The organism is Pseudomonas sp. PGPPP4, from assembly GCF_002256045.1.
Classification (GTDB): domain Bacteria; phylum Pseudomonadota; class Gammaproteobacteria; order Pseudomonadales; family Pseudomonadaceae; genus Chryseomonas; species Chryseomonas oryzihabitans.
This window is the reverse complement of sequence record NZ_NKID01000002.1, coordinates 607,076-622,194: the sequence shown is the minus strand read 5'-3', so window position 1 is coordinate 622,194 and position 15,119 is coordinate 607,076. Positions and strand designations below refer to the sequence as shown.

Genomic DNA, 15,119 nt, shown 5'->3' with positions numbered 1-15,119 from the left:
AACAGCAGCAGGCTGCCTTGTAAAAGAGGCAGGAGCCTGCCGCAGTCCAAGACCACGAGTTCGCGACGACTACCACCCACCACCCAGCGCGGTGACGAGCCTGGCTGTGGAGATGAGGCGGCGGGCCTGGATGTCGAGGGCGTTGCGCTCGGCGTTGAGGGCGTTGGCCTGGGCGATGCTGACGTTGAGGAAGTCGCGGGTGCCGGCCTTGTATTCGTTGAGGGCGATGCGTTCGCTTTCCCGCGCGGCTTTGACGGCGGCTTGCTGGGTCTTCGATTCGGCGGCGAGGATGCGAAGGGTGGAAAGCGCGTCCTCGGTTTCCTGAAAGGCCGTCAGGGCGATCTGACGATATTCGGAAACGGTGCGGTCGTAGGCGGCATCGGCCCGGGCTTTCTCGGTGATCCGCTGGCCGCCATCGAGCAGGGGGGCGACGAGTTCCGGACCGAGCGACCACACCCGCGTGGGCGTTGGCAGAAGATTGGCAGCACCTCGCCAACCGGTGCTGGCATCCAGGCTGAGAGCAGGGAAAAAGGCGGCCTTTGCAGCTCCGATGCGCTCGTTGGCCGCCGCGACGCGACGCTCGGCCGCGGCGATGTCCGGTCGGCGTTCGAGGAGTCGGGAGGGAGTGGAATTCGGGATCGAAGGCACCGACGCAGGGAGCGAGCCACGTGGCATCGAGAACGAGGCCGGAGCCTGACCGACGAGGACCGCCAGCGCATGTTCGAAGGTGGCGCGCTGCACGCCGGTTTCCAGCGCGGCGGTCTTCGTCGCGGCGAGCTGGGCCTCCGCCTGGGCGACGTCGCCACGCGTGGCCACGCCTTGCGCATAGCGGTTGCGGGTGACCTCCAGGGATTTCTCATAACTGACCAGCTGCCGATCCAGCAAATCCCGTTGGGCATCAACCGCGCGAAGCGAAAAGTAGGTCTGCGCGGTCTGCGAGTGCAGGCTCAGCCGGGTGGACTCCACATCCGCCGCCGCGGCCTCGGCTCCTGCGGTGACGGCGCGGGCGTTGCTGCGGAGGCGACCCCACAAATCGAGCTCCCAGGCGGAGTTGAGCCCCTCCGCATTGACGAAGCCGTCCGACCCGGTGGATTTGATGCTCGAGCCGATTCCTGTTAGATTGGGCAGAAAGGAAAGCTTCGCCCCCTTCACCAGCGCGGCGGCCTCACGCGAGCGGGCCTCGGCCACGGCGAGGCTGGCATTGGAAACATCCACGCGCCTCATCAGCGACGAAAGCTCACCATCGCCAAACACGCGCCACCATTCGCCCCGCGAGAGATGCGCGGAAGGTCGCGCGGCTTTCCAGATCCCGCTTTCCTTGAAGTTCGCCGGAACATCGAGATCCGGGGATTGCTTCGGCGCGGTGAGCGAGCAGCCGGTGAGGAAGAGGGCGAGGAAAGGGAGCGGTTTCACGGGAAGAAAAATGACGAATGACGAAGCACGAATGACGAAAGGGAGAGGACCCATCACTTCTAACCTTTAACCTCTAACCATCTCCTCTTCACCATCCACCGATGGCGGAGGTTATCGAGGAAGAGGTAGACGACGGGCGTGGTGTAGAGGGTGAGGAGCTGGCTGAGGATGAGGCCGCCGACGATGGAAACGCCGAGGGGTCGGCGGAGTTCGGAGCCATAGCCGAAACCGATGGCCAGCGGAAGCGCGCCGAACAGGGCGGCGAGCGTGGTCATGAGGATGGGGCGCAGGCGCATCCTGCAGGCTTCGAGGATGGCGGTCTTCGGATCGAGGCCGCGCTGGCGTTCGGCGTCGAGGGCGAAGTCGATCATCATGATGGCGTTCTTCTTGACGATGCCGATCAGCAGGATGATGCCGATCACCGCGATCAGGCCGAGGTCGTTGCCGGTGAGCAGCAAGGCCAGCAGCGCGCCGATGGCCGCCGAGGGCAGCGTGGAGAGGATGGTCAGGGGATGGATGAAGCTCTCGTAGAGCACTCCCAGGACGATGTACATCACCACCACCGCCGCCAGGATCAGCAGCAGGGTACTGGACAGCGAGGCCTGGAAGGCTGCCGCCGCGCCCTGGTAGTGGGTGTTGATCCCCACCGGCAGGCCGATCTCCTGCTTGGCCGCATCAATGGCCGCCACGGCGGCGCCGAGGGAAACGCCGTTGGCCAGGTTGAACGACAGGGTCACCGCCGGGAACTGGCTCAGGTGGTTGATCACCAGCCGGGTCGGCCGCTGTTCCATCTTCACCAGGCTGGACAGCCGCACCGGCGCGCGACTGGTGTCCGTGGTGGTTTCGCTGGTGGTGGCCGTTCCGGTGCCGCTGCTGCCGCTGGACGAGGTACCACTGCCCGCCTTCACCCAGACCTGGCTGAGGGCGTCCGGACCCAGGCTGTCAGCGGCGGCGCTGGCCAGCACCACCCGATACTGGTTGGCCTGGGTGTAGATGGTCGAGATCTGCCGCTGACCGAGCGCGTCGTAGAGGGCGTCGGTGATGGCCGAGACCTGGACACCGAGGCGCGCCGCGGCGTCTCGGTCGATGGTCAGGTACAGCTGCAGGCCCTTGTTCTGCAGGTCGCTGGTGACATCCGTGACTTCCGGGCGTTGCTGCAGGGCCTGGGTCAGGCGCGGCACCCAGGTGTCGAGCAGATTGGCATCGGGCGAGTCCAGGCTGAGCTGGTACTGGGTCCGGCTGACCCGGTCCTCGACGCTGAGGTCCTGCACCGGCTGCATGTAGAGGGTGATGCCCACCACCTTGGCGACCTCGGGCCGCAGCCGATCGATCACCTCCTGAGCGGTCACGTCACGCTCGCTCTGCGGCTTGAGGTTGATCTGCATGCGACCGCTGTTAAGGGTGACATTGTCGCCGTCGACGCCGATGTAGGAAGACAGACTGGCTACCGCAGGGTCCTGCAGCACCACCTCGGCCAGCGCCTGCTGGCGCTCGCTCATGCCGCGGAAGGAAATGGACTGGGGCGCCTCGGTGATGCCCTGGATGGAACCGGTGTCCTGGGCCGGAAAGAAGCCCTTGGGCACCAGCAGATAGAGCACCGCGGTGAGCACGAAGGTGGCCACCGCCAGCAGCAGCATCAGCGCCCGGTTGGCCAGGGACCAGCGCAGCGCGCGGCCGTAGCCGGCGATCAGCCGTTCCAGCCAGACCAGCCGGTGCTCGCCAGCCTGTTCGCGCTTGAGCAGCCGGGCGCACATCATCGGCGTGAGCGTCAGCGAGATCACCAGGGAGATGAGGATGGCCACCGCCAGGGTGATGGCGAATTCGCGGAACAGCCGGCCGACCACGTCCTGCATGAACAGCAACGGGATGAGCACGGCGATCAGCGAGACGGTCAGGGACACCAGGGTAAAGCCGATCTGGCGGGCGCCCTTGAGCGCCGCTTCCATGGGCGTGGCGCCCTCTTCCAGATGCCGGGAGATGTTTTCCAGCATGACGATGGCGTCGTCGACGACGAACCCGGTGGCGATGGTCAGGGCCATCAGCGACAGGTTGTTCAGCGAGAAGCCGGCCAGGTACATGGCGCCAAAGGTGCCGATCAGCGACAGCGGCACCGTGACCGAGGGGATCAGGGTGGCGCTGAAGCGGCGCAGGAAGACGAAGGTGACCATGACCACCAGCCCCACCGCCAGCAGCATCTCGTGCTGGACGTCGGTGACCGCCGCGCGGATGGTCTCGGTGCGGTCGCTGAGCACGGCGATGTCGAGACCGGCCGGCAGGCTTTCCCTGAGGCTGGGCAAGAGCGCCTGTATGCGGTCGACGGTCTGGATGACGTTGGCACCGGGCTGGCGCTGGACATTGACCAGGATGGCGCCGCTGCGATTGGCCCAGGCGGCCAGGCGGTCGTTTTCCGCGCCCTGGACGATGGTGGCCACGTCACCCAGGCGCAGGGCGCCATTGTCGGCGTAGTTGAGGATCAGGTCGCCGTAGGCCTTGGGATCGCGCAACTGGTCGTTGGCATCCAGGGTGGCGACCCGGGTGGGGCCGTCGAAGCTGCCCTTGGGCTGGTTGGTATTCTCGCTGGTGACCAGGCTGCGCACGTCGGCCAGGGTCAGGTTGTGGGCGGCGAGCTTGTCCGGATCGACCTGGATGCGTACGGCCGGGCGCTGGCCGCCGGCCAGGCTGACCATCCCCACCCCGCTCACCTGGGCCAGCTTCTGCGCCATGCGGGTATCGACCAGGTCGTAGAGCGTGGGCAGCGGCAAGGTCCTGGAGCTGATCGCCAGGGTGACGATGGGGGTATCGGCCGGATTGACCTTGTTGTACACCGGCGGCGCCGGCAGGTCGTTGGGCAAGAGGTTGTTGGCCGCGTTGATCGCCGCCTGGACCTCCTGCTCGGCAACCGACAGGTCCAGCTCGAGATTGAATCTGAGGGTAATGACCGAGGCCCCGCCGGAGCTGGTGGAGGCCATCTGCGACAGACCCGGCATCTGCCCGAACTGACGTTCCAGCGGCGCGGTGACGGCACTGGTCATGACGTCGGGGCTGGCGCCCGGATAGAGGGTGAGCACGCGGATGGTGGGATAGTCCACCTGCGGCAGGGCCGCGACCGGCAGCAGGCGATAGGCCAGCAGACCGGCGATGAGCAGCGCCACCATCAACAGGGTGGTGGCGACCGGGCGCAGGATGAAGGGGCGCGAGATATCCATCGCGGCCGGTCAGCCCTGGGTCTTGCCGGGCTTGCGTACCGCCGGCTTGGCCGGTTCGCTGGGCGCCGCCGAGGCCCCGGTGACCACCTCCACCTCGTTGCCCTCGCGCAGCCGGTCGGTGCCTTCGGTCACCACCCGGTCACCGGCGGCCAGGCCCTCGGTGACCACGGTCAGGCTGCCGTCATCCGGCCCCAGCTTGAGGCTGCGCACCTGGATCTTGTTGTCGGCCCCGACCACGTAGGCGAAGGTGCCATTGGAGCCGAACTGAATGGAGGCCGAAGGCACCACCAGGGCCTGCTCCAGCACCTGTTCGCGCACGCGCACGGTCACGAACTGGTTGGGGAACAGCGCCTCGTCACCGTTGGCGAAACGGGCGCGGAACTTGAGGGTGCCGGTGGCGGTGTCGATCTGGTTGTCGAAGCTCTGCAGGGTGCCGTCGGCGACCTTGCGCGAACCGCCGCGATCCCAGGCTTCGACCGGCAGGGTCTGGCCGGCGCGGGCACGCTTGAGCAATTCGCCCAGCTGGCTTTCCGGCAGGGTGAAGACCACCGAGATCGGCTGGGTCTGGGTGATCACGGCCACCACGGTGCTGTCATTGGCGGACAGCAGGTTGCCGCCGTCCAGCTGGCGCAGGCCGACGCGCCCGGCGATGGGCGCCTTGATCTGGGTGAAGGCCAGATTCAGCTTGGCATCGGCCACCGCCGCCTGGCTGTTCTTGAGGGTGCCGCGATACTGGTTGACTAGGGCTTCCTGGGTATCCAGGGTCTGCTTGGCGATGCTGTCTTCGCGGAACAGCCCCTGGTAGCGCTTGAGATCCAGCTCGGCGTTGCGCAGCTGCGCCTGGTTCTGCTGCAGGGTGCCCTCGGCCTGCTGCAGGGCCACCTCATAGGGGCGTGGATCTATGCTGGCCAGCAACTCGCCGGCCTTGACCTTCTGGCCTTCCTCGAAGGCCACCCGCACCAGTTCGCCGGCGACCCGGGTACGGACATTGACGGTATTGAGGGCCGTCACCGTGCCGATGGACTTGCGCACGATGGGGAAACTGCGCTGCTCCACCGCCACCACCCGTACCGGCGTGGGCCCGGTCATGCCGAAGGGCGAACGCGCGCCCTTGCCGGCAGTGGCCTCGTTCTTCTGGCCGTGCTGGTGATACCAATACCAGCCACCCGCGGCCACCAGCGCCACGAGGACGAGCAGCCAGACCAGTCGGCGACGGGAGGAAGAGCGAGGCGAAGAGTCGGACATCGGAAGATACGTACACGCTGGGAAAGGCGGAAGATAAGCAGTAGCGAGACGGCTAACCAGCCCCTTTACCGCGTTTTTACCTAAAGCAAAACGGGCAGACACAAAAGGCGCCTGCCCGTCTCAAAGCGCCCACCGCGCGGGGCGGTGGGTTGGCGGCAATCAGCCGAGAACGGCGAGTGCGGCCGCGTAGTCCGGCTCCTGGCCGATCTCGGGTACCAGCTCGCTGTGCAGCACCTTGTCCTGCTCGTCCAGCACCACCACGGCGCGGGCGGCCAGGCCCTGCAGCGGACCGCTGGCCAGGGCAACGCCATAGTTCTGCAGGAATTCGGCACCGCGCAGGGTGGAGAGGTTCACCACCTTTTCCAGGCCTTCGGCGCCGCAGAAACGCTTCTGGGCGAACGGCAGGTCGGCGGAAATGCACAGCACCACGGTGTTATCCAGCTTGTCGACTTCGCTGTTGAACTTGCGCACCGAGGTGGCGCAGGTCGGGGTATCGACGCTGGGGAAGATGTTGAGCACCTTGCGCTTGCCGGCGAGGCTGGCCAGGGTGATGTCCTGCAGATCGCCATTGACCAGGCTGAAGGCCGGGGCCTGCTGACCAGGCTGCGGCAGGTTGCCCTGCACTTCGACCGGGTTGCCACGCAAATTGACGGTTGCCATGAACTGCTCCTTTTCTCATGAGACGGGACAGGGAGTAAACACGTTTTCCGCGGCCGATCAAAGCGTTACGCGTCCTTGCGTCAAAAATCGCGGCGATAGAAGAAATCCAGGGAGTTGGCCAGACCGCTGGCGATCTCCAGATAGAGCCGGCGGGTGAGCTGGTAACGCAGGGCGACGGTGTTGGCCGAATCGAACACCCCTACCCCATAGCGCACCGACAGCCTGTCGGTGAGATTGCCCGAGGCCACCACGCTGGTCTTGTCCCCCGAACCGGCGGTATCCAGCTGGAAGTTCTGGATGCCCAGCCGTTGCGCCAGGGCGCCGGCGGTACCTGAGCTACCGGCCAGACCCAGGGCCAGCGCCGCCTGACCGAGCACGTTATTGTCGCCTTCGCTGCCATTGGAAAGCGGACGGCCCAGCACCAGGTAGGCCAGCGCCTGCTCCTGGCTCATGCTCGGTTCGGAGAACACCTCGATGCGCGGCTGCTGGGCGAAACCCGAGAGCCGCAGGCCGGCGGTGACATTCTGCTCCTGCACCACCCGTACAGCTTCCACATCGATATAGGGCTGGGCGACGGGACCCTGGAAGAACAATCTGGCGCGTCTCATGGTCAGCCGCTGGCCGTAAGCGTTGTAGCGACCGTTGCGCAGATTCAGCTCGCCGCGGGTGTCGAGGTTGTCGCCGATGTGCACCTTGCCGACGATCTCGGCGGACAGGCCGAAGGCATCGAAGGTGAGCTTGTCGGACCCGACCAGCACATCGACGTCCATGGCGACCTGCATCGCCTGCTGCTTGGCCGGAGCCTCCTGCCCAACGATGACGGCATCGTCCGACACCTTGACCGTGGACGGCGGCAGCTGCTGCACCTGGATGCGCCCGCGCGGCACTCGCACCTCGCCGGCCAGGGCCAGGCGGCCGTCCTTCATCAGGATCTTGAGATCGGGCGCCACTTCCAGCTGCGCATAGGGCTCGACGTTGACCGGCAGCTTGTCGCCGGTGACCGCCACATTGACGTCCAGGCCATTGGCCCAGCCGACGCTGCCCCGGATCTGGCCGCGCCCCTGGGTGCCGCTGCGCCAGCCGCCGTCGAGCAAGGCGGTGTCGCCCTGGATGCGGGCGGTCAGGCCGAGGTCCTGCAGGCGCGTCGGCACGCTGCCGCCGCCGATGTCGCCGCCGCTGAGCTGGATCTGGCCGTTGACCCGCGGTTGCAGCAGGGTCCCACCCAGCTCGCCGGCACCGTTGATCTTGCCTTCGAGGTGTTCGATGCCCTCGACGAAGGCCTTGCCGAGGGCCAGATTCAGGCCCTGCAACTGGAAGCGACCGGCCAGCGCCTGATTCGGATCGCGGGGATCCAGCCGCGCCTGCACATCGAGCCGGCCGAGGTCGGCACTGGTCAGGCGCACCTGGGTGTCCACCTGCTGCGGCTTCAGGACGCTGGTGACGTCCAGGCTGTCGTAGCCGAAGGTCTGCCACTGGCCCGCCGCGTCGCGCAGCCTGAGGCTGCCACGGCCGGCCTGAAGACGGATCTCGCCATCGGGTCCGGCCTTGGGCAGGCGCAGGTCGACGTCGCCATCGAGGGTGCCCTGCCAGGCCAGTTCCGGGGGCAGCAGCGGTTGCAGACTGGCGAGCGGGAAGGCGCGCAGGTGCCAGGCGAGACGGGTGTCGGGCAGCAATTGCTGATCGTCGCCACAGAGGCTGGCCGCGCCGGACCGCCAGCAGTGCCGGCCCAGTTCCAGGCGCCCGCTGGCCAGGCGTTCGATACGCGCGGGGCTTTGCAGGGTCCAGTTCTGGCCGCTGGCGGCAACCGAGCCGCGGGCCAGCTGGCCCTTCCAGTCGCCGTTGTCGGCCAGGGTGCCGCCGGCCGCGAGTGCCAGGTTGAGCTGGGGCCCCTTGAGCGACAGCTCGGCCTGCTGCTGGCGACGATCGCCCTGCCCCTGCAGGCGCAGGACGCCGAAATCGCGCCCGGCCGCCTGCAGGCCCTGGGCGGTCAGCTCCAGGTTGCCGCGCTGGCGGTCGTCCAGAGTGGCCGCCAGCGCCAGGCTGCTCATGCGGTTGTCGGCATAGGCGAGCTGGCGCCCGTCGAGGCGCAGCTGGCCAGCCGGCGCCTTGAGGGTGCCGGCCAGATCCAGGCGGCCCTGGACGCTGCCGGACAGATCAGGCCAGAGCTGGCCGAGGCGTCGCAGATCCAGTTGCAGCTGGCCCTGCAGCCGTTGATTGAGGGCGCCCTGCCCCTGGATGCGGTTGTCACCCAGGCGGATGTCCAGCTGCGAGACCTGCCACTGCTCGCCGGCGCCCTTGGCCTTGGCGGCCAGCACGGCCGGCTGGTTGCGCAGCCGACCCTTGAGGTCCAGGTCGGCATCCAGCTGCAGGCGGCCATCCTTGAAGGCACCGGAACTACGCAGCGGACCGGCCAGGCTGCCGGGCAGCTGGGCGACCCAGAAGGCCGGATCCAGGCGGCTCAGATCCAGGGCCACCTGCCAGCTCACGCCCTCGGCGAAGCCCAGGTTGACCTTGCCCTGCGCCCGCCCCTGGCCGGCTTGCAGGTCCAGCGAGGGCAGATTGAGCTGGGTGGTATCGCCGCTGAAGGGGGTGGCCAGGGTGAAGGCACCGGCCGGACCGGTGGCCGCAGCCTTGAGATTGCCCAGGTAGGCGCCGTCTCTATAGGCCACTTCACCCTGCAGACGCTGCAGGCTCACCGGGGGCTCCGCCATGGGATACAGCCGGCGCCAGGGAAAGTCACGCCAATCCAGGGTGGCGTCGGCGGCGAGCCCCTGCTGCCAGTCGACCTGGCCGGCCAGCGCCAAGCGCTGCTCGGGCGTGGCCTGGAGGCGCAAGGCCGAGATCCGCGCGCCCTTGGCATCGACGCGACCCTCCAGATTCAGGTCCACCGGACCGCCCTCGCCCGGCAGTTTCGCCTGGCCGACCAGGGCGTAGCCCGCAGCCAGATCGCCTCGCGCGGTCAGCTTGAGGTCGTTCAGCCGCAGGGTATCGGGCAGGCTGGCGGCCGCCTTGAAGCCATCGGCCACCAGTTGCAGATCGGCCGGGACGTTGTCCACCAGCGGCTGCACCGTGCCGGTCAGGCGGCCGGGCAGATAGCCGCTGCTGTCGGCCTCCAGCTGCAAGGTCTTCTGCAATTCGCCGTTCAGCTTGAGCGCCAGCGACCAGGGCGCGGCCTCCGGCGCCGGCAGGCCGAGGGTGCCCTGCAACTGCAGCGGCCAGGCGCCGCTGGGTTGCAACCGGCCGTGGGTATCCAGGGTGATGCCGTGGGCCATGCCGGCCAGGCGCTCGATGGCTACCCCGTCAGCCTGCCAGCGGGCCTGGAGCTCCAGGTCGCGGGCCTGCTCGGCGCCGTTGTAAAGGACCTCGCCGATCCGTACCTCACCCAGCTGCACCCCCAACGGCAAGCCGAGGCTGGGCAACTGGATGGGTCCGCTCTTTTCCGGCACCGGCTCCGGACTGGGCGCCTGGTCGATGGCGATGCGCGTGGCAGCCAGGGTATCGATGCACAGCTGCAGCCTGAGCAGGCAGCCGGGTCGCCAGGCGAATTCGGGTGCCTCGACCGTTACCCGGGTGGCGCCCCCCTCCCAGACCAGCTGCCGAGCCTGCCAATGGCCACCCAGGCGCCCCTGGAAGTCGGTCAGGGTCAGACCCGGCACCCGTTCCAGCACCAGACGGCTGACGCTGGCGTTGCCCAGCACCAGGGCCAGCAGCAGGATCAGGGCGCCCAGCAGGGCCGCCAATACGCCGAGGATGACACCGCCTACCGACTTCACAGCTCAGGTCCTATGGAAAAGTGCAGGCGGATACCGCCGGGTTCATCGAGGCCGTGCGCCAGGTCGACGCGGATAGGGCCGACCGGCGAGACCCAGCGCACGCCCACGCCGACGCTGGTCTTGAGTTCGTAGTTGTTGAGGTCGTTGAAGGCGCTGCCCTGGTCGATGAAGGTGGCCAGCCGCCACTTGTCGCGCAGGGGATACTGGTATTCGACCCCGCCGGCGACCAGGTAGCGACCGCCCACATAGTCACCTTCGTCGTTTTCCGGCGACAGGGTCTGGTAGTCGTAGCCGCGAACGCTCTGGTCACCGCCGGCGAAGAAGCGCAGCGATGGCGGGACCTTGTTGTAGCCATTGGTGAAGTTGCCGCCCAGCTGCAGGCGTCCGAGGAAGCGGTGCCCATCGCCCACCGTGATCAGGCCACGGGCCAGCGCCGTGGTGTGGATCATGTTGGCATCCGAGAGCAACCCCTCCTTCGCCGCCGAGACGCCGAATTGCAGGCGGTAGCCGCGATTGGGGTCGATGCGGTTGTCGCTGCGCAGCAGGGAGAAATCCACCCCCGGCATCACCAGGTTGGAGGTGCCCTCGTCATTGCCCAGGCGATAGCTTTCGTTGCGCCACTTGAGCGAGAGCACCCGCTCCCAGCCGTTGGGAAACTTGCGATGCCACTCGGGACCCACGGTCAGCAGCTGGCTGAGGGAGTCGTCGTTGGCGATCTGCTCGTACTGGTAGCCGCCGGCGAAACGGAACTTGTCGTTGATCGGGTCCTGCCCGGGAATGTCGTACCAGGTGGCGATGCTCTGGCGTGGCGCCGACAACTCCGCCTCGGCACCCAGGCTGTGGCCCTGGGGATTGAGCCAGTGATTTTCCCAGGTGAATCTCAGCCGCGGACCGACATCGGTGGAGTAGCCGGGGCCGAAGCCGAAGGTGCGCGGCTTGCGCGTGCGCAGGGTGACCGTCACCGGCACCTCGGCGGCGCCTTCCTGCTTGGGATAGGTATCGAGCCGCGCGCCATCGAAGAAGCCGCTGGCCAGCAGATTGCTCTGGAAGTCGGCGATCAGCTCGGAATCGTAGGGCGTGCCCTGGGCGAAGGGCACCATGCGCTGAAGCAGATCGGGATCGAAGGGCGCATCCCCTTCGAAGGACACCTTGCCGAGAACGAAACGCGGCCCGCTGTCGAACACCAGGGCGATGTCGGCAAAGCCGGTGGCCGGATCGATCCGCAGCTGGTGCTGGGTAAAGGTGCCGCGAAAGAAGCCATACCGTTGGGCCTGATTCTGGATCAGGCTCTTGGCGTCTTCGTAGAGGCCCTGATTCAGCGGCTGGCCCGCCTTGAGTCCGGCCGGTATCGGCTGGCGAAAGGCGCGCAGCTCACGTGCCGGGCCTTCGATACGGATATCCACGTTGCGCAGCCTGACCGGCTCGCCGGGCCGTACATCGACCACCAGCCGTGGCGTCTCGCCCGGCTCGACGCGGGTCTCGATCTGCGCGTGGTAGTAGCCGAGCGCCTGGGCCGCCTGCTCGGCCTGCCGCTCCGTTGCCGGCCGCAGGCGTTGCAGCCCGGCGACATCGCGCCCTTCGACGGAGCCGATATAGGCCTGGATGTTGTCTCGCAAGGCGTTATTGGCAGGCTGGACGCGAACGCTGACTTCGGCCGGTGCCGCCCAGGCCACCCCGTGCAGACAACAAATTCCAATCAGGGCGCGACGTAGAGCGTTCGGCTTATTCATACAGGGATGCTAACGGGCGTTGCGCTGTGAGACAAACGGGAGTGGCCGGGGTTCGCCCGCTTGCCGCTTCGGCGACAGGCTTTCTGCTAGGCTAGGGCCATCCACGTTTTGGGAGGGCGTCATGAAGGTAGTTTGCTTCAATATCAATGGGTTGCGTGCAAGACCTCATCAACTTTCTGCCATCATCGAACGCTATGAGCCGGATGTGATCGGCCTGCAGGAAACCAAGGTCTCGGATGATCAGTTCCCCCTGGCCGAGGTCGAGGCCCTGGGTTATCACGTGCACTACCATGGCCAGAAGGGTCATTACGGTGTGGCCCTGCTGTCGCGCCTGGCGCCCCTGGAGTTGCACAAGGGCTTTCCCGGCGATGGCGAAGAGTCCCAGAAGAGATTCATCTATGGCGTCTTCGCCGACCGCCAGGGTCAGCCGCTGGTGGTCATGAACGGCTATTTTCCCCAGGGCGAGAACATCGCCCATCCGACAAAATTCCCTGGCAAGAGGAAGTTCTACGCGGATCTTCAGAATCTACTTGAAGAGCGTTTCTCGCCGGACACGCCCTTGCTGCTGATGGGCGACTTCAATATCTCGGCCCAGGATCGCGATATCGGTATCGGCGCCGCCAATGCCAAGCGCTGGCTGCGTACCGGCGCCTGCAGCTTCCAGCCGGAAGAGCGCGAATGGATGCAGCGGCTGCTGGGCTGGGGCCTGATCGACAGCTATCGCCAATTGCATCCGGAAGTCGACGACCGCTTCAGCTGGTTCCCCTATCGCAGCCGCGGTTTCGAGGACGAGCCCAAGCGCGGTCTGCGCATCGACACCATCCTCGCTTCGCGGGTCCTGCGCGAGCGCATTGTCTCTGCCGGGGTGGACTACGAGATCCGCGGCATGGAGAAACCCTCCGACCATGCGCCGATCTGGCTGGAATTGGCGTGAGCGGCTGTCACATCGACGTCATGCGCCATCCCTAAGGTGTCGGCCTCGCCTTTAGGCTCGAGGCCGACCCATGAATTGCTCCGCCCCGGTATTCCGCCGCGCCTTTCTGCGGCGAGCGGTGCTCGCGACCCTGCTTCCGCTGCTGCCCTCCCCCCTGTTGGCCAGCGAGTCCATGACCATCCTCCTGCGCCTGCAGGGCTCCAACACCATCAATGCCCGGCTGGGGCCGCGCCTGGTCGCGGCCCTGCTCGCCGAACGTGGCTACCGGGACCCCCAGGTGGTGCCCACCGCCGTCATGGACGAATGGCAACTGGTGGCCCGAGCCCCGCACGGCAATACCGTGGCCGTGCAGATCGCGGCCCATGGTTCCAGTACCGGCTTTACCGCCCTGGCCGCGGGCGCGACCGATCTCGCCGCGGCCTCGCGCCCCATCACCGACAGTGAAGTGAGTGCCCTGGCCAATCTGGGTGACCTGCGCAGCAAGGAGGCGGAATACGTCATCGGCCTGGATGGTCTGGCGATCATCGTGCATCCCGGCAATCCGCTGCGGGAACTCGATCTGCAGCAGTTGGCGCAGGTCTTCTCCGGCGACATTGGCGACTGGCAACAACTGGGCGGCCCGCCCGGCCCGATCCGGATCTATGCGCGGGATGATCGCTCGGGCACCTACGACACCTTTCGCGAGCTGGTCCTGAATCCGGCCGGCAAACGCCTGAGCGCCGCCGCCCAGCGCTTCGAGTCCAACGAAGAATTGGCGCAGCGGGTGGCCGACGATCCCGCCGGCATAGGCTTCACCAGCCTGGCGGCGGCTGCCGGATCGCCAAAGCTCGCCCTGCGCGACGGTGAAGGCCGCGCCATCGCGCCCAGCGAAGCCAGCATCGCCACCGAAGACTATCCGCTCGCCCGCCGCCTCTTCCTTTATGCGCCGCCGGCTCAGCGTTCGGACTGGACGCGGAGCCTGCTGGAATTCAGCCAGACCCCGGCGGGCCAGGCGGTGGTGCAGCAAAGCGGCTTCGTCGCCCAGCGCATCGAGCCTCTGACCATAGGCGACACCCGCGGCATGCCGCCCGCCTACAGCGAGCTGGCGCGCCGGGCGCAGCGGCTCACGGTCAACTTCCGCTTCACCGCCGGCAGCGCACGCCTGGACAACAAGGCGCTGCGCGATGTCGAGCGGCTGGCCGCTTTCATGCGCCAGCCTGAGAACGCCAACCGGCAGCTGATCCTGGTGGGCTTCAACGACGCCACCGAGGATCCGGCACGGGCGGCGCTGCTGGCGCGCCTGCGGGCCACCGCGGTGGCCACGGCTTTGCGGCATCAGCAGGCCTTTGCCAGCGAAGTGCTTTCCCTGGGCGACCAGTTGCCGGTTGCCGGGCTGTCAGCCAATGGCCGAGTGAAGAATCGGCGCGTCGAGGCCTGGATCCATTAGCGATCGCCTGGCTGGTTCTCTTGCGGGAAACGGTAAGAAGCAATGGACGGCGTCGTCGCTCTCGTGGGTAGAGGGCAGTTGCCGAGTCGCCTGGATACAGGTGCCGATTGCGTTTCAAGCGCTACACGGTACTTAAAGTGATTTCTCACATGATGCCTAGATTCGACTCTAAGAAAATCTCTCAAGCTCATGTTTTTGAATGACTTTTAAATAATAAAAGACTTCAATTCCACGGGCTCACCGGGATGCCGGCGCCACCCCTTCCAACCCCTGTACGGATTCGCCCGGCTTGATCCCGCGCGCCGCAAACCAGCCGGCCTGGGCTTCCAGCGCATAGCGCGCCGGCGCCCTCGAGCAGTGCCGGGTATCGGTCTGCGGCTGCATCTCCACCGTGTTGAGGATCCTGCCGCTGGCATCGATGAAGGCGGCCGCCAGGGCGCTGGGGGTATCGCGCATCCACAGGCAGCGCTCGTCATCCCCGGCAAAGACGAACAGCATGCCCTCGCGGGCAGCCAGTGGCGGTCGCCCCATCAGTCCCTGGGCCCGTTGCGCCGGCGTCGCCGCCACCTCGACGGTCAGGCGCTGCCCACCGATCCGCAATTCGACCCGCTCTGCCGCCCAGGCCGGCACGGCCACCAGCGTGGCCAGCAACAGCGCGCCAAGCCAGCACGGGCCCAGCCGCCGTTTCGCTCGCTTCCGAGCATGGACAAAAAATGTCATCGCATGTGACCT

The 15,119-nt window shown here is 66.9% G+C and carries 9 protein-coding genes; 2 read left to right on the top strand and 7 right to left on the bottom strand.

Annotated elements, in window-relative coordinates:
• Positions 1-69: 69 nt before the first annotated feature.
• The 6 genes from CFE50_RS05700 to CFE50_RS05675 form a co-directional block, all read right to left on the bottom strand.
• Positions 70-1,467 carry an efflux transporter outer membrane subunit gene (locus CFE50_RS05700; protein WP_286731944.1) on the bottom strand — a complete coding sequence of 466 codons (1,398 nt, stop codon included), beginning with the start codon at positions 1,465-1,467 and terminating at the stop codon, positions 70-72.
• A gap of 5 nt (positions 1,468-1,472) precedes the next feature.
• Positions 1,473-4,619, bottom strand: coding sequence for a multidrug efflux RND transporter permease subunit (locus CFE50_RS05695; protein WP_286731942.1), 3,147 nt, complete (start codon positions 4,617-4,619; stop codon positions 1,473-1,475).
• 9 nt (positions 4,620-4,628) lie between these two features.
• The gene (locus CFE50_RS05690; protein WP_286731941.1) at positions 4,629-5,864 is read right to left on the bottom strand and encodes an MdtA/MuxA family multidrug efflux RND transporter periplasmic adaptor subunit; all 1,236 of its coding nucleotides are present in this window, start codon (positions 5,862-5,864) and stop codon (positions 4,629-4,631) included.
• Between the two features lie 159 nt (positions 5,865-6,023).
• Positions 6,024-6,524: a thiol peroxidase gene (tpx, locus tag CFE50_RS05685; protein WP_286731940.1), complete on the bottom strand. Its 501-nt coding sequence runs from the start codon at positions 6,522-6,524 to the stop codon at positions 6,024-6,026.
• A gap of 80 nt (positions 6,525-6,604) precedes the next feature.
• Positions 6,605-10,297 carry a translocation/assembly module TamB domain-containing protein gene (locus tag CFE50_RS05680; RefSeq protein WP_286731939.1) on the bottom strand — a complete coding sequence of 1,231 codons (3,693 nt, stop codon included), beginning with the start codon at positions 10,295-10,297 and terminating at the stop codon, positions 6,605-6,607.
• The gene (locus tag CFE50_RS05675; RefSeq protein WP_286731937.1) at positions 10,294-12,027 is read right to left on the bottom strand and encodes an autotransporter assembly complex protein TamA; all 1,734 of its coding nucleotides are present in this window, start codon (positions 12,025-12,027) and stop codon (positions 10,294-10,296) included. Before CFE50_RS05675 ends, CFE50_RS05680 begins: the two co-directional genes overlap by 4 nt.
• A gap of 121 nt (positions 12,028-12,148) precedes the next feature.
• Here CFE50_RS05675 and xthA point away from each other — a divergent pair, with 121 nt between their 5' ends.
• On the top strand, positions 12,149-12,961 hold the full coding sequence (gene xthA / locus CFE50_RS05670) for an exodeoxyribonuclease III (RefSeq protein WP_007158422.1): 813 nt from the start codon (positions 12,149-12,151) through the stop codon (positions 12,959-12,961).
• A gap of 70 nt (positions 12,962-13,031) precedes the next feature.
• Entirely contained in the window at positions 13,032-14,387 is a 1,356-nt protein-coding gene (locus CFE50_RS05665) for a substrate-binding domain-containing protein (protein WP_286731935.1), read from the top strand.
• A 237-nt stretch (positions 14,388-14,624) separates the two neighbouring features.
• Here CFE50_RS05665 and CFE50_RS05660 read toward each other — a convergent pair whose 3' ends face one another.
• A complete protein-coding gene (locus CFE50_RS05660) occupies positions 14,625-15,038 on the bottom strand; it encodes a DUF192 domain-containing protein (RefSeq protein ID WP_286731934.1) in 414 nt (137 codons plus the stop codon).
• Between the last annotated feature and the right edge of the window lie 81 nt (positions 15,039-15,119).